The organism is Amycolatopsis jiangsuensis, assembly GCF_014204865.1.
Lineage (GTDB): Bacteria > Actinomycetota > Actinomycetes > Mycobacteriales > Pseudonocardiaceae > Amycolatopsis > Amycolatopsis jiangsuensis.
In genome coordinates, this window is the sequence record NZ_JACHMG010000001.1 from 94429 (window position 1) to 116074 (window position 21646).

At 66.4% G+C, this 21646-nt stretch carries 22 protein-coding genes, 2 pseudogenes and 1 CRISPR repeat array; of the genes and pseudogenes, 13 read left to right on the top strand and 11 right to left on the bottom strand.

Annotation, left to right across the window (positions count from 1 at the left end; genetic code table 11):
* The first annotated feature begins 4 nt into the window (after positions 1-4).
* Genes BJY18_RS00510 through cas2e form a run of 4 tightly spaced genes read left to right on the top strand, consistent with a single transcriptional unit; the run spans position 5 to position 2476 of the window.
* Complete coding sequence (locus BJY18_RS00510) at positions 5-883, top strand: IS3 family transposase (protein WP_184776787.1); 879 nt, start codon at positions 5-7, stop codon at positions 881-883.
* Entirely contained in the window at positions 820-1119 is a 300-nt protein-coding gene (locus tag BJY18_RS00515) for a type I-E CRISPR-associated protein Cas6/Cse3/CasE (RefSeq protein WP_246459110.1), read from the top strand. Before BJY18_RS00510 ends, BJY18_RS00515 begins: the two co-directional genes overlap by 64 nt.
* Positions 1116-2069, top strand: coding sequence for a type I-E CRISPR-associated endonuclease Cas1e (cas1e, locus tag BJY18_RS00520; protein WP_312873682.1), 954 nt, complete (start codon positions 1116-1118; stop codon positions 2067-2069). The genes BJY18_RS00515 and cas1e overlap by 4 nt, the downstream gene beginning before the upstream one ends.
* On the top strand, positions 2066-2476 hold the full coding sequence (gene cas2e / locus BJY18_RS00525) for a type I-E CRISPR-associated endoribonuclease Cas2e (RefSeq protein ID WP_184776791.1): 411 nt from the start codon (positions 2066-2068) through the stop codon (positions 2474-2476). The genes cas1e and cas2e overlap by 4 nt, the downstream gene beginning before the upstream one ends.
* Before the next feature lie 73 nt (positions 2477-2549).
* Positions 2550-2945: a CRISPR direct-repeat array (repeat unit 29 nt; unit sequence GTGCTCCCCGCGGACGCGGGGATGATCCG).
* Positions 2946-3230: 285 nt separating this feature from the next.
* Here the strand turns inward: cas2e and BJY18_RS00530 are convergent.
* Both BJY18_RS00530 and BJY18_RS00535 read right to left on the bottom strand, forming a co-directional pair.
* Positions 3231-4115, bottom strand: a complete 885-nt coding sequence (locus BJY18_RS00530; RefSeq protein WP_246458715.1) for a phosphotransferase — start codon at positions 4113-4115, stop codon at positions 3231-3233.
* Positions 4112-5413 carry an NsdA family TPR-like regulatory protein gene (locus BJY18_RS00535; RefSeq protein WP_312873683.1) on the bottom strand — a complete coding sequence of 434 codons (1302 nt, stop codon included), beginning with the start codon at positions 5411-5413 and terminating at the stop codon, positions 4112-4114. The genes BJY18_RS00530 and BJY18_RS00535 overlap by 4 nt, the downstream gene beginning before the upstream one ends.
* A 424-nt stretch (positions 5414-5837) precedes the next feature.
* On the opposite strand from BJY18_RS00535, the gene BJY18_RS00540 reads away from it, so the two are divergent.
* From BJY18_RS00540 to BJY18_RS00555, 4 genes are all read left to right on the top strand, one after another.
* Complete coding sequence (locus BJY18_RS00540; protein WP_184776795.1) at positions 5838-6119, top strand: hypothetical protein; 282 nt, start codon at positions 5838-5840, stop codon at positions 6117-6119.
* Positions 6109-6951: a helix-turn-helix domain-containing protein gene (locus BJY18_RS00545; protein WP_184776797.1), complete on the top strand. Its 843-nt coding sequence runs from the start codon at positions 6109-6111 to the stop codon at positions 6949-6951. Before BJY18_RS00540 ends, BJY18_RS00545 begins: the two co-directional genes overlap by 11 nt.
* 146 nt (positions 6952-7097) lie before the next feature.
* A complete protein-coding gene (locus BJY18_RS00550; protein WP_184776799.1) occupies positions 7098-7328 on the top strand; it encodes a hypothetical protein in 231 nt (76 codons plus the stop codon).
* Positions 7325-7828 (top strand): choice-of-anchor M domain-containing protein, encoded by a 504-nt coding sequence (locus tag BJY18_RS00555; protein WP_184776801.1) that lies wholly within the window; start codon positions 7325-7327, stop codon positions 7826-7828. The genes BJY18_RS00550 and BJY18_RS00555 overlap by 4 nt, the downstream gene beginning before the upstream one ends.
* Before the next feature lie 401 nt (positions 7829-8229).
* On the opposite strand, the gene BJY18_RS00560 is transcribed toward BJY18_RS00555, so the two are convergent.
* From BJY18_RS00560 to BJY18_RS00580, 5 genes are all read right to left on the bottom strand, one after another.
* The gene (locus tag BJY18_RS00560) at positions 8230-8904 is read right to left on the bottom strand and encodes an SAM-dependent methyltransferase (protein ID WP_184776803.1); all 675 of its coding nucleotides are present in this window, start codon (positions 8902-8904) and stop codon (positions 8230-8232) included.
* The gene (locus BJY18_RS00565; protein WP_184776805.1) at positions 8904-9695 is read right to left on the bottom strand and encodes an alpha/beta hydrolase; all 792 of its coding nucleotides are present in this window, start codon (positions 9693-9695) and stop codon (positions 8904-8906) included. The genes BJY18_RS00560 and BJY18_RS00565 overlap by 1 nt, the downstream gene beginning before the upstream one ends.
* A gap of 355 nt (positions 9696-10050) precedes the next feature.
* Positions 10051-10488, bottom strand: a complete 438-nt coding sequence (locus BJY18_RS00570) for an Rv1443c family protein (RefSeq protein ID WP_184776807.1) — start codon at positions 10486-10488, stop codon at positions 10051-10053.
* A 1058-nt stretch (positions 10489-11546) separates the two neighbouring features.
* On the bottom strand, positions 11547-12044 hold the full coding sequence (locus BJY18_RS00575; RefSeq protein WP_184776809.1) for a hypothetical protein: 498 nt from the start codon (positions 12042-12044) through the stop codon (positions 11547-11549).
* 86 nt (positions 12045-12130) lie between these two features.
* Positions 12131-13411 carry an APC family permease gene (locus BJY18_RS00580; protein WP_312873684.1) on the bottom strand — a complete coding sequence of 427 codons (1281 nt, stop codon included), beginning with the start codon at positions 13409-13411 and terminating at the stop codon, positions 12131-12133.
* A 53-nt stretch (positions 13412-13464) separates the two neighbouring features.
* On the opposite strand from BJY18_RS00580, the gene BJY18_RS00585 reads away from it, so the two are divergent.
* Positions 13465-14445 (top strand): GlxA family transcriptional regulator, encoded by a 981-nt coding sequence (locus BJY18_RS00585; protein WP_246458720.1) that lies wholly within the window; start codon positions 13465-13467, stop codon positions 14443-14445.
* Positions 14446-14704: 259 nt separating this feature from the next.
* Here BJY18_RS00585 and BJY18_RS36550 read toward each other — a convergent pair.
* Positions 14705-14895 (bottom strand): annotated as a pseudogene (locus BJY18_RS36550) (IS3 family transposase); the annotation flags it as partial.
* A gap of 145 nt (positions 14896-15040) precedes the next feature.
* Between BJY18_RS36550 and BJY18_RS00590 the strand changes: the two are divergent.
* Positions 15041-15870: pseudogene (locus BJY18_RS00590) on the top strand (transposase family protein).
* A 174-nt stretch (positions 15871-16044) separates the two neighbouring features.
* On the opposite strand, the gene BJY18_RS00595 reads toward BJY18_RS00590, so the two are convergent.
* Positions 16045-16838, bottom strand: a protein-coding gene (locus BJY18_RS00595) for an IS5 family transposase (protein WP_184776811.1) whose coding sequence is annotated in 2 segments (ribosomal slippage) — positions 16045-16499 and positions 16499-16838 — 795 coding nt in all. Because the reading frame shifts where the segments join, the coding sequence is not laid out codon by codon here.
* A 768-nt stretch (positions 16839-17606) separates the two neighbouring features.
* Between BJY18_RS00595 and BJY18_RS00600 the strand changes: the two genes are divergently transcribed.
* Positions 17607-17987, top strand: coding sequence for a CPCC family cysteine-rich protein (locus BJY18_RS00600; RefSeq protein WP_184776813.1), 381 nt, complete (start codon positions 17607-17609; stop codon positions 17985-17987).
* Between the two features lie 11 nt (positions 17988-17998).
* Entirely contained in the window at positions 17999-18628 is a 630-nt protein-coding gene (locus BJY18_RS00605; protein WP_184776815.1) for a hypothetical protein, read from the top strand.
* 3 nt (positions 18629-18631) lie between these two features.
* Here the strand turns inward: BJY18_RS00605 and BJY18_RS00610 are convergent, their stop codons facing one another.
* Complete coding sequence (locus BJY18_RS00610) at positions 18632-19891, bottom strand: IS701 family transposase (RefSeq protein WP_446680338.1); 1260 nt, start codon at positions 19889-19891, stop codon at positions 18632-18634.
* Positions 19892-19913: 22 nt separating this feature from the next.
* Between BJY18_RS00610 and BJY18_RS00615 the strand changes: the two genes are divergently transcribed.
* The gene (locus tag BJY18_RS00615; protein ID WP_184776817.1) at positions 19914-20558 is read left to right on the top strand and encodes a hypothetical protein; all 645 of its coding nucleotides are present in this window, start codon (positions 19914-19916) and stop codon (positions 20556-20558) included.
* A 10-nt stretch (positions 20559-20568) separates the two neighbouring features.
* Here BJY18_RS00615 and BJY18_RS00620 read toward each other — a convergent pair whose 3' ends face one another.
* The gene (locus BJY18_RS00620) at positions 20569-21378 is read right to left on the bottom strand and encodes an SDR family NAD(P)-dependent oxidoreductase (RefSeq protein ID WP_184776819.1); all 810 of its coding nucleotides are present in this window, start codon (positions 21376-21378) and stop codon (positions 20569-20571) included.
* Positions 21379-21646 lie beyond the last annotated feature (268 nt).

The following is a 21646-nucleotide window of genomic DNA, read 5'->3' on the forward strand; positions in this document are numbered from 1 at the left end:
GTTCGTGCGTGAGCATCCGCAGCACCCGGTCGATCTCGTATTGCGGGTTTTGGGTATCGCGTCCTCGACCTTCTACGGATGGCTCAAGCAGGCGAAACAGCCCTCGGCGCGGCGGGTAGCCGACGATGGTCTGGTGGCTGAGATCGTCGATATTCACACCTGCTCGGGCGGTACCTATGGCTCGCCGCGGGTGCACGCGATGTTGCGCCGCCGAGGCATCCAGGTGGGTCGTAAACGTGTCGAGCGGCTGATGCGGCGTGCCGGGTTGCAAGGCGCGTTCCTGCGCAAGAAGTGGCGAACCGGGTCTACTCGGCAGGATCCGCGGGCCACGCCGGCGCCGGACCTGGTCAACCGGGACTTCACCGCGGTCGAGCCGAACCGGTTGTGGGTAGCTGACGCTACCCGGATTGTGACTGGTCAGGGCGTGTTGTGGCTCGCTGCGGTCCGCGATGCGTTCTCCAACCGGATCGTGGGCTGGAAGTGCTCGGATCGCTGCGACACCGAGCTGGTGCTGGGCGCGTTGGAGTATGCGGTGTGGTCGCGGCAGGTCCGGGAAGGCCAGCTGATCCATCATTCGGACAGGGGATCGACCTACACGGCGTTTCGGTTCTCGAACCGGTTGGCGGACAACGGGATCGTACAATCGATGGGCTCGGTCGGTGACAGTTACGACAATGCGTTGATGGAGAACTTCTTCTCCACGCTCAAGACCGAGCTGGTCTACCGGAACAGTTGGCGGACAAGGGAAGAAGCCGAGAACGCCCTGTTCGCCTACATTGATGGCTGGTACAACACCCAGCGGATCCAGAAGAAGCTGGACTGGCACTCGCCCACCGAGTACGAGGCCAGCTACCATCAACCGGCCCCCGCCGGAACCAGATAATCCGCTCTCCGGCCAAGCGGGGGAACCTCAACGTGGCCGTGATCGATCGTCAGATCCGCCGATTCGGCCGCGGCGGCGCTCAGGTCACCATCTCGACCGTGACCTTCGAAGGCCACCTGCAGGTTCTCGATACGTCGGTGATGCAACGGTCGCTGACCTTCGGGATCGGCCGTGCGAAGTCCTACGGATGCGGCCTGCTGACGCTGGCCCGACCGGCGCCGAACGAGACGTCGTGAGCACCATCGGTCGCCGGCCCACCACCCCGAAGGAACTCGTCCGTGCAGCGGACCGAATCTCCTTCGTGTATTTGGACCGCTGTGTCGTCAACCGGGACAGCAACGCCATCACCGCCACGGACGAACGCGGCACCGTGCACCTTCCAGCAGCCGCGGTGGGCGTCCTCCTTCTAGGCCCCGGCACTACCATCACACACCAGGCGGTCGCGCTGATGTCCGACAGCGGATCCACCGTGGTCTGGGTCGGAGAGCGTGGTGTCCGCTACTACGCGCACGGCGCCTCGCTGGCCCGCACCTCACGCTTGATACAAGCGCAAGCCGAGGCGATCAGCAGCACACGCACCCGGTTACGAATCGCACGAGCCATGTACGAGATGCGCTTTCCCGACGAAGACGTCTCGGAGCTGACCATGCAGCAGCTGCGAGGTCGCGAGGGAACCCGCGTGCGCCGCATATACCGGGAACATGCCGAGCGGACCGGAATCGAATGGACCGGCCGCAACTACGACCGGCAAGACTGGGACACCGGCGACCCGATCAACCAAGCCCTCTCCGCGGCGAACGCCGCGTTGTACGGAGTCGTCCACTCCGTGATCGTCGCACTCGGCTGCTCACCGGCGCTCGGATTCGTCCATACCGGACACCACCGCTCGTTCGTCTACGACATCGCAGACCTATACAAAGCCGAGCTCACGATTCCCGCCGCCTTCGACATCGCCGCTGATTCCAGCCTTGATGTCGCCGGCGAAACCAGGCGCCGCATGCGTGACGCGCTCCACGGCGGCAAACTGCTGCCGCGATGCGCCCACGACATCCAGCGTCTTCTCCTCGGCGAAGACACCGACGATCTGAACACCTTCGAATACTTCGAAATCGAGGCGATCGCATCCCTGTGGGACGATCGGCACAGCCCTGTCGCCGGCGGGGTCTCGTACGGAGATGAACCGTGACCGTCATCATCCTCACCGCGGTACCTCCGGGCCTTCGCGGACACCTCACCCGATGGCTGCTCGAAATCAGCCCCGGCGTCTACGTCGGGTTCGTCTCCACCCGGGTACGAGAACTCATCTGGGACAGAATCACTGAATACCTGGCCGACGGCCGGGCACTGATGGTGCACGCCACTCAAGGCGAGCAACGACTTGATTTTCAAGTGCACGGACACGACTGGACACCCGTCGACTACGACGGCATCACCCTCATGCGTCGGCAGACCGTACCCACCTACGTGCCAGGAAAGACCCGCAGCCGCGCCAACCCGGCGCCAGCCCAAGAACCGGCCGAAGGCGCCACGACCCGCGACGAAACAGTCTGGAAGCGACGCAACGCACGTCGCAAATTCCGCAAGAAGGAATGAATGCATCAAGGTTCGCCGGACGAAACCGAAGCAAAGTAAGGCATGTTCGGCGAATCGCTGCAGGTCAACAAGTGTGCTCCCCGCGGACGCGGGGATGATCCGTCGTTGGTTGGCATCAGTGGTGAAGGTTTCCAGTGCTCCCCGCGGACGCGGGGATGATCCGGTTGCGGAGCAAATGCGACCGGTGACGGCCGCGTGCTCCCCGCGGACGCGGGGATGATCCGTGCCTCGACCTCGGACCAATCGACGCTCACCCGTGCTCCCCGCGGACGCGGGGATGATCCGAATTCCAGCTCTGCGGAACTCTTCCCGCTCGCGTGCTCCCCGCGGAAGCGGGGATGATCCGCGCCGGCACCAACGTCTCCAGCGCCCGGCTCACGTGCTCCCCGCGGACGCGGGGATGATCCGCTCTGCGAAGCAGAACAGCCAAAGGCATCGGTGTGCTCCCCGCGGACGCGGGGATGATCCGGAGATCGTGCTCGCGCGCTGCCTGGACGAGGAGTGCTCCCCGCGGAACGCGGGGATGATCCGTGCTGGGACGTCGTTCTCGCGCCATCCCGCGAGTGCTCCCCGCGAGTGCTCCCCGCGGACGGGGGGATGATCCACGACTGCGGCCCGTACCGCTGCCGCCAGGCTGGTGCTCCTCGCCAGCGGCGGCCACAGCGGGCATTCCTACAGTAATGCCCGCAATCGAGGCTCGACCCACACGCCCCACTGACCACCAGAACGATCATGAAACGTGAGCCAAGTCAGGTCAGAACGCGGTCCAGAGCCAGGGGCGGTCGATGTCGCCGCGGAGGCAGGCGATGCGGTGTTGGGCTTCGGCTTTTGCGGAGGGGTTGTCGGCCTTGCCGAGGACGAACGCGACCCACCGTAGTTCCTGGAGATCCGCCATGGGGCGGAAGGTCGGTGTGGTGGTGACGTCGTGGCCACCGTAGGCGGTGACGAACTGGTGGTAGTCGTGCGCGGGTATTCGGGCGAAGTCTGTGTAGTCGACCGCTAGCGGGATGAGGTCCCAGGCCGGGGCGCCGACGGCAAATCTGTCGAGATCGAGCAGCGCTGCTTCAGCGTTGCCGTCGAAGGGCACGGCTACGTTGCCCTGCCAAGCGTCACCGTGGATCACAGCGCGCTCGGTGTTTCGGTTCGCCGCACTGAGATCGGTGCGTAGTTGCGTTGCTCGCTGGAGCAGCCATTCGCGGTCCGCTCGCGCGATGTGGCCGGCTGCCTCGATGTGCTTTTCGATACCGTCGAACGGGTTGAATTCGGGCAGCTGTGGTTGGGGCGGGATAGGCAGCTGGTGTATCGCGTGCAGCATGGAACCCAGTTCGGCCGGGGTCGCGGCACGATGATCGGGTAGCTCGCGCCACCAGGTCACCGGGCGTGCGTGGGCAACAGCCGGCTGAGGTACGTCGCCGAGCGGTGTGGTCACGGGGATGCCGGAGCCGGCGAGCCAGCGGGCGACCTGAACCTGTTGGCGTGCGGAAGCTTCACTTCCGGCGGGGCCGATGCGGGCGACGATGTGGTGGGGAAGCCGGTACATGACGTTGGCACCGTCACGGATCAGTTCCGCGTTGGCTACGTTGATTCCTGCTTGCTGGGCCGCGCGGATGAGTACCTCATGAGCAGGTCCCGCGGTCATGAGGTGCCTCGTGGCGTGGCGTCGGAAGTGGCGAGTTGGCGGATACCGTGATGGAGCTGGGCGATGTCATCGTGCCCGGTGTAAGGGATGCTGGCGCGCGCGAGGCCGGCCAGTTCATCGCGGAGGCGGGCGGACTGCAGTGTTGCGACGTCGTTGAGGGCTTGGACACCGTGGCCCAGGGCGTTGTCCGGGTGTCCGGTGGTCATCAACAGTGAGGCGAGGCGGATCCGGGAGAAGGTGCGTGACCGCGGGTACTCGTCGCCTTGCAGGCTCACCGCGGTGGTCAGGCGACCGACCGCAAGTTCCGGCCTGGACGTGGCGCGGGCGATCGGGATGAGTGCTTTGCCGGTGCTGCCGCTGTGCTCGGCGTCGTCGTAGTAGCAGAGCCAAGGTGGGTCTGCAGCTGGGATGCGTTCAGCGAAATGCGCGTCGGCCCGTTCGATCTCATCGAGGGCTTCCGCGTGCCGGCCGGTTTGGGCTAGCAGCCGGGCGTGGATCGTGCAGAGCATCGCACGGGCCGTGGCGGTCAGCCGGTCGGCGCGTACCAGCGCGAGCTCGATGAGGGTGAGCGCGTCATCGAGTTCGCCGAGCCACGCCGCTTTCCGCGACATCTCGGCATAGGTGTTCGCGCGTAGCGCCCATGAACCGGACTTCACGGCGCACTCGATGGCCTGTGCGAAGCAGTCGTCGGCGGCCTCGTGGTCACCGGCGTCGAATGCGCAGAATGCGGCCACGGAGGCAAGGTTGCCGACTGCTTCCGTCATCGCTCTGGCCACGTCGTTCGATGCTGAGAATTCTGTGAACTGTAGCGCCCACCGCAGCTTCGTCTGTGCATCGTCGCGTGCGAACGCACCGCCGAAGCTGTTCTCCGCCGAAGCCAGCTTGCGCGTGACCTCACGCATCCGGGACACGTCGCCCCAGCCGATACCGCGCGGAGCGCCGACTCCAGCCAGCGAGTAGCCGGCCGCGGGGCGAGTGCCCCGGCCGGTGCGCGTCACGCGGTCCGGCGCCGACGGTAGGACAGGGTCGGATGTCGACAGCCACTCCCGGGCTTCGGCAGTGAGACCACCGCTTTCGGCCAGCAGGTCACCAAGCTGAGCACGGCTGATACCCAGCGCTTGCGCCAGCGCCTCCAGGCGAGCCGGGTCAGGATCTTGGATCCCGCGAACCCAGCGGCTGATCGTGCCGGGGTCGACGTTGAGCTCTTCGGCGAGTCGTTCCTGAGTGCGGCCGGAACGCCTGATCGCAACCTTCAGCCGCGTCCGCGGCTGAGGCGACCATTCGTGTGAACTTGCCACATCGTCTCCCTGCATTCGCCATCAAAACTAACAGATACGCGCAGGTCATGGCTGATGACGCCTAGTCACGCCTATTTAGGCGCCCTGGTCTGGGTACTTGGCAGACCTCAAGCTCATACCCGGTAGTCGGTACGGCTTGTTCTCGAGGTTCCTCGGACGCCGCTGGCGCCCAGTCAGAGATCCATGCTCGAAGCGAGGGGGGAGAGGTCGTCAGCATGGCCGGACCGTCAGTCTACGGCGCGGTGGGTGACAGCACTTCGAAGGCCGTCCGGACCCCTGCTTCTCGGTCCCGGAATTTAACGCGGCTGCTGACCGTGATTGGCGTTGCCGCTCGGGGGAAATGCTTCCGCTGCTCGGAATCTGAGTGCGTGCACTCGTCGCCTGAGGCAGCAGGGCAAGTTGCGATGACGGCACGGTGCTTGGCATGTGGTCTGTTGCAACGGTTCCAGCAGCGGGTGAAGTGCTCGGGGCATCGTGTGGCGAGACGACGGCGGTGGTGGCTTATGCGCAGCGGCCCGGTTTGTCGGAAGTCGTTGGGCTGCGATTCCCTGCTGGACCGTCCGGGCGTTTGCCTGCGAACACCACTGCGGAGGTCGTGATGAGCGTTTGGATCGGGGATGACGGTACCGAGGTTCTGATCGACGGCGATACCGGCGAGGTCGTTGTCGAGGATGACGAGGAACAGGGCATGGCACGTGAACGTTGAGGACAGGGGGCCGTTTCGGAACCGGTTGCTGGGTATTGCTCTGCGCGCGGCGCGGAAGCACGCGCGGTATGGCGTGCGGGAGCTGGCCCGCCGGATCGGGACGAACCCTGCTCTGATCTCTAATTGGGAGCTCGGCCAGCGCACACCGAAGGTGACCGACGTGGCGGGGATTCTCGGTGCACTGGGTGTCGTTGGCGAGGAGAAGCAGCGAATCCTGCATCTGGCTCGGCTCACCGGTCCCGGCTTGATCGTCCCCGGGAATCAGAGTCACCGCGACCACCTGGCAGCTTTGCGCGATTGTGAAGCCATGGCTCGCAGTATCAGGGTGTGGCATCCCCTGCAGATTCCCGACCTCTTGCAGATCCCGGACTACTCGATGGCAGCTCTTTTCGCGCAAGGTTTCCTCGCCTCGGACGTCCGCGAGCTGGCCACTGTCCGGGCGGAGAGCGGCAATGTCATCATGGGCTTCGATGCCACACCGATCACCGCTTTCGTCGGAGCTGCTGCGCTCACTAACCTTGTCGGTACTCCGGAGATCATGCGCCGGCAGCTGGAGATCCTCGTGGTGGCCTCGACCGGAATCACCCTGCGCGTCGAGCCGGACGACGTCGGCGAGCACCCCGGCCGGTCCGGGCCCTTCACGCTCTATGACACTCCCGCAGCGACGGTTGCTTACTTCTCCCACCGCAATGCCGGAATTTTCCTTCCCGATGACCGCAACGAGTACCGGGACGTCATCGAACGACTCGACAAGAACGCGAAAACACCCATCGAATCCGTCATGATCATCGAAGACATCGCCAGTAGGTTCGCCGCTTTCGACACGACGTAGTTCTCCGTCCTCGGGAGAGACCGCGACATTCGCCGCTGCCGGAGTCGCGCCGGACAGCGTCATCGACTGGTCGGTGCGCAAGAACGGCGAGAACGGGTACGCCGTGCTTGGCAGCAGTCACAACAGCAGGCTGAGTCAGAAGGTGGATGCTGCCTGGCACGGCAGCGAAATCCGCGGTCGTTCGTGACGGTTCTGGCGCGTGGGTCGGTGAAGCGACGGTGCCGGTCGTGCGCGTCGAGAACTCAGCGGCCCCGTCCGGAGAAGACGCCCCGGGCGGCGTGCCAGCGGGACTTGTCATCGGCGGCGTGGCGATTCTCGTGGTGCTGATCGACGGTGGTGTGTTCTTGGTCCGTTCGCGACGCAAGGTCAAGGCGTGAAGCTCAGGCCCGCCGCGGCCCTGGTCGCCGTGTTCGCCGTGCTCGGTTTTCTCAGCTGTCTCACCGGAACGGCGGCCGCCGAAGAAGCCGGACAGCCGGTGGAAATCCGCGACGGGCACCTCGACCTCGGGCCCGCGCTGGCCGGCGGCCGCTGGAGCATCCGCCTCAAGGACGACTCCTCAGGCACCGCCAGATGGCGCGACCTCGACGACGTCGTCCTCCGGGTGAGCGACGCGGCGAAGTCCGGGGTGCCCGCGAGCTACGGCTTCCTGGGGACTGCCGGGAGCACGGTCTACCTCGTGCCGCAGACGCAGACGCAGGCGCCCGGGGTGGTCTGGATCGGCTGGAACACGCAGCACCCCGGGCTACTCGCGGCATTGCTCGAGTCGATTCCCCTTTTTCTGCAGGAACCGAAGGCCCGGGCGTGCTGCAAGTGTTCCTCGACTACGGAGGGTTCCGGCCTCCCAGGTGGTCTGGGACAGCGCCGGGTCGCCAGCTGAGCTGCCCGTCGCGCCCAACGTGCACACGCACGCGGACTGGCCTTCAGCGAGCCAGGTGAGTACCGCACCAGCTTCACCGCGGGGATCGCTCCGAAGGGCGGGGCGCCGATCACCGTGTCGTCCACCGTGCGGTTCCTCGTCGGCGACGCGACGCCCGACGACGACGGATCGGCCCTGCCGTGGTGGCTGGCGGGCGTCGGGATCGCGGTGCTGCGCCCGCGGGCCGGCTGAGCCGAGCCGATCAGCTGCCCAGTTCCTCGCGCAGCCACGGCAGTGCGTTAGGGAGCGCGGTCCCCGCTGCTGGCGGACTACGCGCCGGACCGGCTCGTCGGCAAGACCACCAACGACTTCCCGAAGCTCGCGACGCTGCATTTCCCGGCGGGACAGTAGCCGGCCGCTCGCTAGCCTCCGGTCCGGCGTATCAGCAGCACGTTGTCGGTGACGACCGCTGTCTGTCCGCCGGGGCCGGTCGCCGTGCGGCGCGGGGTGTCGGCACGCTCCACGGTCCAGGTCGCCGGGTCCAGGCCGAGTTCGGCGCCGACTTCGTGCGGGGCGGGAATGTGTTTGTCCGGGTTCTGGTCCCATGACCACGGAGCGATCGACCCGTGATCGACGACGAGCAGGCGGCCGCCGGGGCGCAGCGCTTCCGCTGCTTTGCGGAGAACCGCAGCGCGCGGCAGCTCGAACGGAGTGTGGAAGTACTGCGCGGACACCAGATCGAAAGCGCCGCGGGGGAAAGTCTCGGCGAGGTCGTGCCGTTCGGTCGTGACGAGTTCACCGAATCCTGCTTCTTGCGCCAGGCACAGCACTTTTTCGACTGCGGTGGCCGAGATGTCGATGGCGGTGACCTGCCAGCCGTGTCGGGCGAGCCAGAGGGTGTCGCCACCCGCGCCACAGGCGAGGTCGAGTGCGGCGCCGGGCCGGAGCTGTGCGGCTGCGTCGATGAGCTGGGGGTTGCCCCTGGCGCCCCAGAGGTCGTGATTGTCGCGCTGCTGGCGGTACAGGTTTTCCCAGAACTCGGCGGGGTCCTCGTCGCCGGTGGGAGCTGCCGGGTTCGCGGCTGGTCGCGGTGTCATCAGGGTTTTTTCTCCGAGTCGCCGAGGTGCTGTTTGAGGAAAGCGGCGGTGGTGTCGAGGATCCAGGGGGAGTGGTAGCGAGGGTCGCCGTGCCCGGCGCCGCCGAGGACCAGCAGGTGCGATTCGCGGCCGGCGGCGACGAGCGCTTCGTGCAGCCGCCGGCTCTGGTCGAGTGCCATCTGCTGGTCCCGGTCTCCGTGCAGGATCAGCACCGGCGGCGCGTGGTCGAGCCGCTGATGCAGCGGGCTGGCGTGGCGTGCCCGGTCCAGGTCGGGATCCTCGATGTCGGTGCGCAGGTAGTCGACGTCCGGCGGAGTGCGCACGATCGCGCATTCCATGCTGGTCCGTGCGAGGCGGGCCACGAGATCGGTCGGCCCGTAGCAGTCGACCACGGCGTCGATCCGGTCGTTCCCGTCGGCAGTGGTGAGGGCCGCCATCAGGCAGAGGTGGCCGCCGGCCGACGCGCCCCAGCTGCCGACCTTGCCGGTGGCCAGCCGGTGCTCGGGGCCGTGTGCGCGCAGCCAACGCACCGCGGCCCGGACGTCGTCGACCGAGGCGGGGAACGCGCCTGCTTCGCCGAGCCGATAGTCGATGCTGGCGACGGCTATGCCGCGGTCGGCCAGCCCCGCGCACAGCACAGCGTCGTCGGCGCGGTCGCCGAGGAACCAGGCACCGCCGTGGATCCACAAGGTGACCGGATGCGGTCCGGACCCGGCGGGGAGATACAGGTCGAGCAGCAACGGCTGCCCACCGCTGCGGGCGTATTCGAGCGTGAGTGTGGGCGGGGACACCGAGCACATGATAATGACAATCGGTGCAATTAACAATGGCTGGCTCAGTGTTGTGTGCGCCAGGGCGTGGGGGAAGCTGCCCGCCGTTCGATGCGCAAGGCCTCGAGGATCCGCACCGGCGGGCTGGCAAGACTGCTGCCAGTGAACTCCACGGTCACAACAGAAGCGGGAACCAGGTACTGCATGGTGCGCGAGCCGTGCGCGAAGCCTGTTGCTGATGGGGTGTGGGGCGAGACCGCGGCTACTGCCGGTCGGGGCCGGCGGTGCGGCATCGTCGATCGCGGTGGAAAGGTGTCGTTACGGCAGGTCGGTGCCGCTCGGGAGTGGTCGGGGGTCGGCTGGGCGTGGGGCCGGTTCAGGTCAGCATCCGGGCCAGCTGGTGCCACCGGCGGTGCCGGTGGCGGAACATCAACCGGACGAACAACCGTGTCGGTGCCCCGCGCCATCCGTCGTCGGTCACGATTTCGTCGGTATAGCGGCATCGGTGCTCGCCGAGCGGAACGAAAGTGAGACGGTGCCGCCACGTGTGCACGGGTCCGCCGTGCTCGTCGGTGCGGATCTCCAGCGGGTCCAGTCGCTCGACCGTGATGTGGTGCGTCCAGGACGGGAACATGCCGAACCACCACAGCCGGGCCTTGCCGCGAGTACCCGCTTCGATGTGCTCGGGCACGTCCATGCGATACAGCCGCAGCACCGGACTCATCACGAAGGCCATCACCTCCGGACTGCGTGCGAGCTGTGCCGCGACGTCGGCGGAGAGCGGCAGCTCGGTGGTACGCGCCGTACTCGCCATGCCCTCCACCTTCCGACGCCTGCCCTAGTTGCGAGTGATTATCATACCCATGTCGCTCCAGTGGGGCCTGGACCGAAGGGCGGCCCGAACGGGCTCGCGTGGCAGACTGCTGCACCAGTTCCCTTCGCGCGACGACTTGCTGATAGCGGCAGTGCAGCACCTGGCGATCGAGCGCACCGGCCAGATCGACATCCCGAAGTGCGCCGGGACTATCGACGACGCGGTGGAGCAGATCTGGCTGACCTTCCACGGGCCGCTGTACCGGGCCTCGCTGCAACTGTGGGCGGCGGCTCAGCACAACCCGCAACTCGTGGAGGCGCTGCGGCCGCACGAACACCAGCTGGGCCACCGCATTCGCCAGTTGCTCACCGGCTTGTTCGGGCCGGAGCACGTGGCCCACCCCGACTTTCCCGATCTTGCGCCCGTGCTGCTGGCGAGCATGCGCAAAGCCGCCTTGACCCACACCTTCAAACCGCGCGACCACCGAAGCGACCCGAACCTCGCAGCGTGGAAGCGACTTGCACCGCATCCTGGACACCCAGCTTCGAGCAGCTTGACGAGAAGGTGGCCGCGAGCCTGCCGACGACCGGCCGGATCTTGTTCTCCGCAAACGGCCAGCTGTTTCCCGCTGTGCGCGGTCGACGTCGGTCGTTTGTGCGGGGTCCTCGGCGTGGGTCTTCTGCCACAGTTTCGTATGGCCGGTCGGCCGTCGAGCCTGCCGTGCGGGCGGTGGGAGTTGGTGGTGTCGAGGCCGTTGCCGGAGTTTGATCCAAAACTGACTTACGTGGTTGACCTCAGGCTCAGGCTCGAGCCCGTGCACGCGCGGCTGGATGTGGCACTGCTTGCCCTTCGCGCGGCCGACCAACGCACGGCCGAGCACTGCCTGCGCCATGAAACTGGGTTGAGATTTCGGCGTGCTCACTGGCGTCGCCAGGCTGTTTGTCACCCTCACCATTCGGCGATGACGCGTCTGGACTGTCTCGCTTGCGCCCCGATGTCGAACCCTGACGGAGCTGGTCGAGAGTGCCTTGGCATGCGGGACGCCATCGATGGGCGCGTCATTTTTCGTAGCCGAAGAATTTCAGGGCGGTGTCTTCGTCGAGGAGGTACTGGCCGCCCTCTCGCTTGAGATTGATCGTTCCCGCGTCGGTGGGATAGGGCCGGCATCGGCCCGGTTCCGGACAGGCTTGGCCTTGGACCGACAGGTGTGCTTCTGGTTCGTTGCTGTCGCTTTCGTAGGGGTCGCTGACGATGTAGCGCTCGACATTGGCTTGTGCGCCTGGGTGCCTGGTGAGCCAGGAACGTGCTTTGTCCTTGCCGCCGTCCTCGTTCGATACCCAGGCGAGCACGTCGTCGGGAGCTGGTTGTGGGTTGTCTTCGAGCAGGTCGAGGTATCCGCGCAGGGAGCTGTCGATGTTGGTCCGGTCCGCGTCGGCCGCGCCCGCGCATCCGGAGAGCAGCAGGCTGATGCCCACCGCGGCGGCGAGGTAGTGCGAAGATTTTCGCGCTGTGATCACACCGGTGCGACGTGGATGGCTGCTGGTCGGCTCGCTCATATGATTCGATCGTTTCCGTAGTGGGTGGTCAGGACAGCTGCTTTTACCGGGTGCGGCGGCCAAGCGGTGATGTGTCGTAGTACCCGTCATGTCCCGTTGTCGTTCCTGGCCCGACGCAACCGGTGCGCGGCCGATGCGAGCACGGCGATCACCGGGGGGACGAGAAGATGCCATCCGGCGAATGGCACTGTGATGAGCAGCAATGCGGTTGCCACCAGGGCGAGGAGCCGTAGCCGGCCGGTGAACAGCCGGGCGGCGGCGATGGTGCCGAGTAGATAGGTGGCCAGGACGAGGACAGCGGGAATGAAGACGATGTCGTCGGTGCCCCAGCCGAACAGGGCCGCGCCGACGAGGCCCGCGCCACCGATGGCTCCCACGGCGAGAACCGAATACTGCAGTGCGCCATGGCGATTCCGGCGAACGAGCAACTTCGGCGCCCAACCGTCTCGGGCCAGCGCGTAGCCGAGGCGGGAGACTGATGCGACGAAGGCGTTGGTTGTGCCGAGGCAGATGACGACGGCGGCGATGGCGACAACGCCGACAGCCGAGAAGCCGATGCCGCGCTCGATGATCACCCCGAGCGAAATCCGGTCGAGAGTGCGATTGCCGTAGGCACCTGTGCCCACGACCGCGAAGGCGACTCCCAGATAGAGGACGGTGACGATCACGATCGTCAGCAAGGTCGCGCGGGGCAGAGTACGTCGGACGTCCCGGAATTCCGCGGACAGGTGCGCGATCGCTTCCCAGCCGGCGAAGGCGAAGAACAAGACGACGGTTGCCTGCCCGATCCCGGAGATGCCGTGCGGGGCGAACGGGGTGAAATGCTCGAAGTCGATCTGAGGGAGTGCGACGAGGATGACGGCGAGCAATATCGCGGTGACTCCGATCGCGAGCGCGACCTGCACGCGAGCGCCGACCTTGAAGCCCGCAAGATTCGCGGCCACGGCGATCGCGAGCACGATTGCGGCGAGCACCGGCGCCCAGCGCGGCTCCAATCCGATCGCGCTGGTGACGTAGTAGCCGGCGGTGAGCGGAACGATGGTTTGCCCGACCGAGCCGGCGATGAAGTACCACCAGCCGACGATCCCGCCCGCGGTCGGCCCGAATGCCTTTTCCCCGAAGGTGGCGACCCCACCTGCGTCCGGGAACCGTGATGCCAACGCGGCGAACGTGAACGCCAGCGGGAGGCCCAGTAACGCACTGAACGCCCACGCGACAAGAGCCGAAGGACCCGCGAGGGAGGAAGACTGACCGGGAAAGACGAGCACACCGGCGCCGAGTATCGCGCAAACGTAGAGTGCAACGCCCTGGGTGAGTCCGATCCCCGGCCGGACGTGGGTGGTCGATGGAGTGGATTCAGTGGTCACCGTCCAAGTTTGCGGTGCCCCTGCGACCAAGCGCGAGTGTCATACTTGTCATCATGCGCAAGAAAACCGACATGCATCGGGTCGCTGTCGCGGTCATGCCCGGTGCACCGCTGTTCGAGGTCGCGGTCCCGTGCGAAGTGTTCGGCATCTCCCGCCCCGAGCTGGCGGATCCGTGGTATGAGTTCCAGCTGTGTGCCACCGAACCCGGTGCGGAGGTCAGCGGCGGCTTCACCGCCACCACCCCGCATGGACTCGACGACCTGGCCGCGGCGGATACTGTGGTCGTACCTGCTTGCGCGAACGTCTGCGTGCAGCAGCCCGCCGACCTGGTTGCCGCTGTCGCCGAAGCACACCAGCGAGGAGCGCGGATCGCGGCGATCTGCACCGGAGCGTTCGTGCTCGCCCAAGCAGGCCTGCTCGACGGACGCCGCGCCACCACGCACTGGATGCACGCAGCGGAACTGCGCCACCGCTTTCCCCGCGTTGATCTCGACGAGACCGTGATCTACGCGCACGACGGGCGCATCCACACCTCCGCCGGCACCGCCGCCGGGATCGATCTGTGCATCGAACTCGTCCGTCAGGACCACGGCACCAGCGTCGCCAACGCCCTCGCCCGCCGCATGGTCACGCCACCCCACCGCGATTCGGACCAGGCACAATACATCCGCACCCCGCTGCCGGCCACGAACGGCACGCAGCTGGCCGAGGTCACCGGCTGGGCGATGGCTCGCCTCGATCAGCCGATCCGGCTGCGTGACCTCGCCGCACAGGCCAGCCTGAGCGAACGTCAGCTCACCCGTCGTTTCCTCGAGATCCACGGCCGCACCCCCGGCGACTGGCTCACCCGGCAGCGGCTCCGCCGTGCCCAGGAACTGCTCGAGCAAACCGACCTCACCGTCGACCTCGTCGCGAATCACAGCGGATTCGGCACCGCCGCCGGCCTCCGCGCAGCCTTCGCGAAACATCTCCACATCGCCCCCAGCGATTACCGTAGAACTTGGGGTGGCGGGGCGGACTACGCGGCCAGTTGACTGCGGCCGGTTTCGCTGGTGAGTGCGGTCGCGATGAAACTGACGGCCGCGGCCGCGCTCGTCCCGGGCCCGGTGCGTCCGACCAGTCACACGGCGAAAATCGGGGCGGTGCCCCCGGACAGCGCTGACGCGATGGCGAACGCGAGTCGGGAGCAGCTCCAGCATGATCGGGAGCTGGACAGCCTGGTACAGCCCGAACCGCTACGTGCAGCAAACGAAGCCTCTGGGAGGCCGACTCCCGTTTCTTCGCTGCCCACTACGTCGACGGCGACATCTCCAGCACGACACAGATCGGCTCGACGCCGAACTGATCCCGGTGGGTATCGATGAACTCGACTAGCGCGGTGGTTTCGGGTCGACTTCCCGGGCGAAATACGCCGACGCGGCCGCCAGTATCTCGTTCGACCGTCGCAGTTCACGATTCTCCCGCTCCAGGCCCGCGATCCGCTGAGGTGGTCTCATCAAGATCGGGCTGGCAGGCGGAGACTGCATCTGATCTGCGTGCTGGTGCGGGGATCTGGTGGAAGACGGGCGTGGAGTCCTTGGTAGAAGAACTCTCGCCAAAGATGATCTTCACGCCAGCCAAGGACTCCACGTGATCCCGTATCGTGCCATGCTCGACGTGCCCCGCGAACTCGCCCGGTACCTGGGCCGGTTGTTGCAGGCCGAACGCCGTGAGCGCGGTACCCGACGCCGCAGCAGGGCGCTGACCTGCTTTCACCAGGCGGTGTTTGGGTTGCGCTGATTCCGGGAGAACCGCGACATTCCCGCGTTGGCCCGCGATCACGGCATCTCCCGGGCCACCGGCTACCGTTACCTCGACGAGGTCATCACGGTGCTCGCCGCGCAGGCGCCGGACCTGCACGACGCCCTGCGACGCGCCAAGGACGACGGCGCGACCCACCTGATTCTGGACGGCAAGCTGTTCGCCACCGACCGGCTGGGCGAGAAGATCATCAGTGTCAAGGGCAAACAGATCGACGCCTGGTATTCCGGGAAATCCCGTGCGCAGGGCGGCCATGTCCAGGCGCTGTCGGCACCGGACGGCTTCCCGCTGTGGGTCTCCGAGGTCGAACCCGGCTCGACCCACGATCTGACCGCAGCCCGCGCACACGTCCTCGCTGCCGTGTACTGGGCGGCATCGCAGCTGGATCTGCCAACCCTGGCCGACGGCGGCTACGACGGAGCCGGGATCGGCGTGCACACCCGGTCAAACAACCCGCCGAAGGCCAGGTCCTCGACGTACACACCCGCACCTACAACGCCCTGCTCCGAGGACTGCGCTGCCTCGGCGAACGCGGCTTCGCCCTACTGACCGGCCGTTGGCACGCACTGCGCCACATCACCACCAGCCCCCGCAAAATCGGCGACATCGTCAAAGCCGCACTCGTCCTCACCCACTTCGAACACGGCCGACTCCCATGAAAGTCGATGAGATCACCTCGCTGAATATCACTTGACGACGTGCCGGCTCGTTTCCCGCCATCGATCCCGGATTGCCGCACTCAGACGATTATTTCCTCGGTGGTGCCATAGCCCCTCAGCCTTCCAGGTAGCAGAGCCTCCAACCGACCCGGGGCGATCCACTAAGAGCGTGTCTCATTTGGCGAGTTTCTTGTAACAGGTGATGGTGAGGAAGGCGAGGTAGTGGCTGGGTTTGCGTTCGTAGCGGATGGTCAGGCGCCGGTAGCTGGTCAGCCAGGCGATGGACCGTTCGATCACCCACCGGTGTCTTCCGAGTTTCTCGGTGGATTCGATGCCCTTGCGGGCGATGCGCGGGATGATCCCGCGCCGGCGGAGCCAGTCGCGTAGGGCTGGGATGTCGTAGGCCTTGTCGGCGTGGAGCTTGGCCGGTTTCCGGCGGCGCGGTCCGCGGCGAGACCGGATCGGCGGCAGCGCGTTGACCAAGGGTCTGAGCGCGTGACTGTCGTGAGTGTTGGCCGCGGAGATCCCAACGGTTAACGGAAGTCCGGCCCGGTCGGACAGCACATGGATCTTCGAGCCGGGCTTGCCGCGATCGACCGGGCTCCGACCGGTCAGACCGCCCCCCTTTTGGCCCTGACGGATGCTCCGTCCAGGACCGCACGCGACCAGTCGATCATGCCCTTGCCGCCAAGTTTGTCCAGCACCGCCCGGTGCACATCGCGCCACAGGCCGACCTTGGTCCACTCGGTGAACCGCCGATGCGCTGTCGGCACGGTGACCCCGAAGCTGGGCGGCAGATGTCGCCAGGCGCAGCCGCTGGTCAGCACGAACACGATCGCGGTGAACACCGCCCGGTCGCCCACTCGTGACATGCCGCCACCCTGCGGGCGCGTCTTTCCCGGCGGGATCAACGGTTCGACCAGCGCCCACAACTCGTCGGGCACCAGCCGTCGCGACAACTCGTCCATCACAGCTCATGATCATGCCCACACCTCAACCAACAACCAAGTGAGACACGCTCTAAGCAGCGACACACTACTAGCTGGGTGCTCTGCGTGAGTGGTGTGGCCAGCGGTCAGCGAGGAGTCGTGATTTTATACCGCGACAAGGGTTTGGTTGCGGCGCTGTGCTCCGCGTCGGGGCGAGCGGCCAGCCTGATTCTTGCAGGGTGCTGATGGGTCGCGAGCACAGCGTTCGATGGCCCGTGTCGGGCCGTTCACGATGGGCTGCGGTTTGCTCACGCTCGGCGGACTGCCGCGCCGAGGGGAACGGTGAGCGTCGGCTCTGATCCCCGATTTGGGGGATCCAGTCAAACCCAAGGGATTATGGACGGAACACTCACCGCTGAGCTGCGTTTTCGCAGGTGAGCACACCGCTGAGTCCAGGAGGACTCATAATCCCTTGGCCGCGGGTTCGAGCCCCGCCCGGCCCACCGATTTCACATGCTTCTACCTGCGGTTTCGCCGGTTTCAAGATCATGTTTGCGGTTGCTAACGGCTGGTCTGGTCTCCGTTATGTCTCCGTTCTTCCTGCTGTGCTCAAGCGGGTCCGCGACACAGCTTGACCTGGGTTTGCCTCGTTGGTCCTGCTAACTCGGTGTCCACTACCCGGGGTGAACCTCAGTACTACTTCGACCCGGCGACCGGTGAATACGCCATGACTGGCACGAGGGGCATCATCACCTTCTACAAATCCACCGCGGAGTACTTTGAGCGGCAACCTGGAGTACTGATTCCATGAGTCTCGAATATCCTTGTCCGTGCTGCGGCCACCTGGTCCACCACGAACCGCCCGGTTCCTCGGCCATCTGCGCGGTCTGTGGGTGGGAGGACGACCTGGTCCAGCTCAGGTGGCCGACGTTCGCCCCTGGCGCGAATCGGAACAGCCTGGTCGAAGCCCAACTCGCGGTGACCGGTACGCCCGCTGCGAGCCGCTACCGGAGGGATCCGGAATGGCGACCGATCGACTTGCGGAAAGACGGTTTCGAACCTCCCGAAGCGGTCCATACGCCTTGGCCCGAGGACCGGACGAGCCTGTACTGGTGGAGGTCGGGTTACTGGAGAAAAGCATCCGGCGATGTGAACAACCGACTGCCTGGGGGATCCACAAACGAATGAGAGTGTCTGGGATGAATGAGAAGAGACCTGGCTTGCTGAGACGGGTGGTGGTGACCGCTATCTCGGCGGCGGTGGTGAGTGGTCTGGTGTCGTCGCTGGCGTCGGCGGAGACTGTGCCGTCAGCGCCGCCGGTGGGGGCGTTGGCTGAGGCGCCTGCGGATCCGGCGGTTCCGGCGGCGACGGAGGTGCCGGAGGCGACGCCGGAGGAGAAGGTCGAGGCGATCCGGTCGTTGGGGTTGGACGTCGACAACAGCTGGTTCGTGCTGCGGGACCGCGACTTCGTGTTCAAGATTTTCGACACGGCCGATCCGGTGCGGTTCCCGTTGGTGAAAGAGGGTGCGCTGCAGGCGTACCGGGATGGGGATGCGGCGTCGACGGTGTTCATCCGGTCCGGGGTGAGCGAGTTGGCGGGGCGGGATCGGGACAATTATGCGCGCGGGCAGCTGGAGCGGGATCAGGCGCGGAAGCTCAAGCAGAGCGCGGCGGCGCTGGTCGCGATGCCGGTGACCGATCAGCAGCTCGATCTCGGGTACCGGGATTTCATTTACGAACTGTGGCGTTTCGTCACCGGTTATCCGAAGGTCAAGGCTGCTGCGTTGGAGGCCTATGGGGCTGCTGAGTACTCCAGCCGTAGATCGTGATGTTCATGGTTCTCGGGTGGCTTGTCGCTGGTAGTGGGCCTGCCGTGCTCGGTATTGGTGTTGTCTGCGCCAGATCGAGCAGCGTAGTCGGTGCGCGATGTCGGTGATCGGTGTGATGGCGAGTGTGGCGAATAGGTGCTGGACTTCGTTGCAGGTCAAGGAAATCCAGTCGGTCGAGGTCGCTTGCCGGGTGCGCTCGGTGGCGGCAACGATGGTGAGGAAGGCGTGGGCGAGCATCGCCAGGATGGTCCAGCGGTGCCAGGAGGTCCAGCGGCGGACTTGGTGCTGGTCAAGTCCGGTGAGTCCTTTGCTGGTTTGGAAGGATTCCTCGACGCGCCATCGGGTTCCGGCCACCCGCACCAGAACGGGCAGCGCGGTGGCAGTGGCTGCGAAGCAGCGGTAGAACGCGAGTTCTTTCGTGCGGCGGTTGCGCCGGATCAGCAGCCACCGGTGTCCCGCCGGTGTGGTGTCAGGGTCGATGTCGATCAGGGCCCAGTCGTAGTAGCGGTGTCCTTTCGCGCCCGCACCGGCGGAGAAGCGTTGCCACACGTGTTTCGGCAGCCGTCCCGCGAGGTCGTCGGGGCGGAAGGTGCCGACTCCGGTCGCGACGCGGCGGTCGCGTCCGATGGCCAGCACGTAGCCGGCACCACGGTGTTCCAGTTCCGTGCGCAGGTGCGGGTCGGCGCCATACACTTCGTCGCCGGTCACCCAGGACGCCGTGATTCCGGCGTCGAGGGTGCGGGCGATCATCTCGGTGGCCAGCGCCGGTTTGGTCGCGAACGCGATGTTCTCGTCGATTCCGGCCGCGTGGCAGCGTTCGGGGTCGCTGGTCCAGGACTTCGGCAGATACAGGGCCCGGTCCACGAAGGCGTGTCCCGCGGTGGTGGCGTAGGTCAGATAGACCGCGACCTGGGAGTTCTCGATCCGCCCAGCAGTGCCCGTGTACTGGCGCTGCGTCCCGACCGTGTGGCTGCCTTTCTTCACATCCCCGGTCTCGTCCACGATCAGGACCGCGTCAGTCTCACCGAGGTGCTCGACCACGTAGTCACGCAGGTCGTCGCGTACCGCGTCGGCGTCCCACACCGCCCGCGCCAGCACATGCTGCAACCTGTCCGGGCTCGGGTCCCCGACATACTCGGCGATGGTCCAGCAATTCTTCCGCGGCAACTCAGACATCAACCCCAGCAACAACTTCTCCGCCCCACGACGCGGTTCGACCCGCCCGAACCGGCCCGCGATCCGCCCCATGAGCTCATCGAACATCGCCCGCCACCGGACAGGGTCTATGCTCACACCTGCGGCCGTCAGGCGATCTTGGGAAGTCCACACAACCAACCATGATCAACTGTCGGCCGCACCCATCTCCAGGCACCCCCCCACCAGCCCCGATCACGAAGTCCGGCTGGAGTATGAGGCGGAGCAGAAGGTCTTCCTCGCGCAGGGGTTGCTGGCGGCGAAGCGGCAGGATCAGCAGGACGCGATCGACGCGGATCTGGAGCACGACGCGGCGGAGAAAGCGTGGTTGGCGGCGCGGGACGCGCGGCAGAACGCGGCCACGGTCGTCGGCCTGCAGACCACGGACGTGATGCTGGATTTGGCGGATGACTTTTTCATCCGCAAGATCCTGGAGAAGGCCACCCCCGGTACCCAGATCGCGATCGCCGCCCAGAACGCGTTGAACAGCGCGGAGCCGGCGGACTGGAAGGCCTACCTCGCAACAGGTATCTACGCTGCGCGGGATCGTGATGTTGCGATCGAGAACGAGCAGAAGGCCGCGGAGAACCGGCAGGTGACGAGGGAGATCAAGGCCCGCGCGGAGAACGGCGGGATGCGGCCCCGTCTGGTCGCGGCCGCGGCGACAGCGTTGGCGGGGTCCGACCAGAGCACCATTCTCCTTTCACGGCACGCCGGTCGAACCCACACCCCATGAAAGCCCCGGGCTAACGCGTCGGTGCGGAAAGCAGCGCGCTGAAGTCGCTTTCCAGTGCGGGGAGGAAGCCGGCGAGGTTGGGCAGCACGTAGAACTGGTCTTCCTGGATGGCCGTGACCGTCATCCGGGCGACGTGCTCGGCCGGCATGCCCTCGCCGTGCGATCCGCGCGCGTGCTCGGCCAGCGCGGCAGGGCCGTCGGCCAGGTGCTCGACCTCGCCGGGCCGGGGCGTGTGCGGGTCCATGTTGCTCACCACCGGGCCGGGGCACAGCAAGCTCACTCCGACCGCAGTCCCGGCGAGCTCGGCCCGGAGCGACCTCGTGAGCCCGACGACCGCGTGCTTGGCCGCCGTGTACGGGGCGATGTAGGGCACCTGCGCCAGGCCGCCGACGGAGGAGGTGTTGACCACGTGGCCCGGCTCGTCGTGCGCGAGCAGGTGCGGCACAAAGGCGCGGATTCCGTGCACCACGCCCCAGAAAGCGACGTCGAGGACCCAGTTCCAGTCCTCGAGCGGGACCTCCCAGGACAGGCCCATCCGTGAGACGCCCGCGTTGTTGCAGACCACGTGCACCGCGCCGAACTCGGCCACCACTGCGTCGGCGAACCGCGCCACGGCCGCGGCGTCCCGCACGTCGGTGGGCACGGCCAGCGCCCGTCGGCCGGAGGCCCGCACGGCGTCGGCGGTGGCGGCGAGGCCGGCGGTGTCCACGTCGGCGATCGCCACGTGCATCCCCTGCGCGGCGAGCCCGACGGCCAGCGCCCGTCCGATTCCGCTCGCTGCGCCGGTGACGGCGGCAATTCTTTCCCGTAATTCCCGCATGATTTCTCCTGTGGATTGACGCGAACCCTCCAGGCGGTGATCCTGCCACAAGCGGCGAGACGGGGAAATGGTTCCGTATAGCCGTCATCTTCGGCAAAAGTGCTGGTGAAGAGGCTATGCCACGGTCTCGTAGGGGTACCCCAGTAGCGCTCTAGGGGTGCCTGTGGGGTGAAGTTGGGGTGATTCCTCCCCGGCGGGCGCCAGTAGTCTCGAAATTCGAGAGCTGTGCGAGGACGCCTGGCGGCAATATTTTGCCAATTCGTTCCGA

What these genes read in the sequence shown, in the direction of transcription:
- BJY18_RS00530 (WP_246458715.1), bottom strand. Translation starts at nt 4,115, where the DNA reads ATGACCGCGGGACCTGCTCATGAGGTACTCATCCGCGCGGCCCAGCAA.
- BJY18_RS00540 (WP_184776795.1), top strand. Translation starts at nt 5,838, where the DNA reads ATGTGGTCTGTTGCAACGGTTCCAGCAGCGGGTGAAGTGCTCGGGGCA.
- BJY18_RS00550 (WP_184776799.1), top strand. Translation starts at nt 7,098, where the DNA reads ATGCTGCCTGGCACGGCAGCGAAATCCGCGGTCGTTCGTGACGGTTCT.
- BJY18_RS00560 (WP_184776803.1), bottom strand. Translation starts at nt 8,904, where the DNA reads ATGACACCGCGACCAGCCGCGAACCCGGCAGCTCCCACCGGCGACGAG.
- BJY18_RS00570 (WP_184776807.1), bottom strand. Translation starts at nt 10,488, where the DNA reads ATGGCGAGTACGGCGCGTACCACCGAGCTGCCGCTCTCCGCCGACGTC.
- BJY18_RS00575 (WP_184776809.1), bottom strand. Translation starts at nt 12,044, where the DNA reads ATGAGCGAGCCGACCAGCAGCCATCCACGTCGCACCGGTGTGATCACA.
- BJY18_RS00585 (WP_246458720.1), top strand. Translation starts at nt 13,465, where the DNA reads ATGCGCAAGAAAACCGACATGCATCGGGTCGCTGTCGCGGTCATGCCC.
- BJY18_RS00600 (WP_184776813.1), top strand. Translation starts at nt 17,607, where the DNA reads ATGAGTCTCGAATATCCTTGTCCGTGCTGCGGCCACCTGGTCCACCAC.
- BJY18_RS00605 (WP_184776815.1), top strand. Translation starts at nt 17,999, where the DNA reads ATGAATGAGAAGAGACCTGGCTTGCTGAGACGGGTGGTGGTGACCGCT.
- BJY18_RS00610 (WP_446680338.1), bottom strand. Translation starts at nt 19,891, where the DNA reads ATGTTCGATGAGCTCATGGGGCGGATCGCGGGCCGGTTCGGGCGGGTC.
- BJY18_RS00615 (WP_184776817.1), top strand. Translation starts at nt 19,914, where the DNA reads ATGCTCACACCTGCGGCCGTCAGGCGATCTTGGGAAGTCCACACAACC.
- BJY18_RS00620 (WP_184776819.1), bottom strand. Translation starts at nt 21,378, where the DNA reads ATGCGGGAATTACGGGAAAGAATTGCCGCCGTCACCGGCGCAGCGAGC.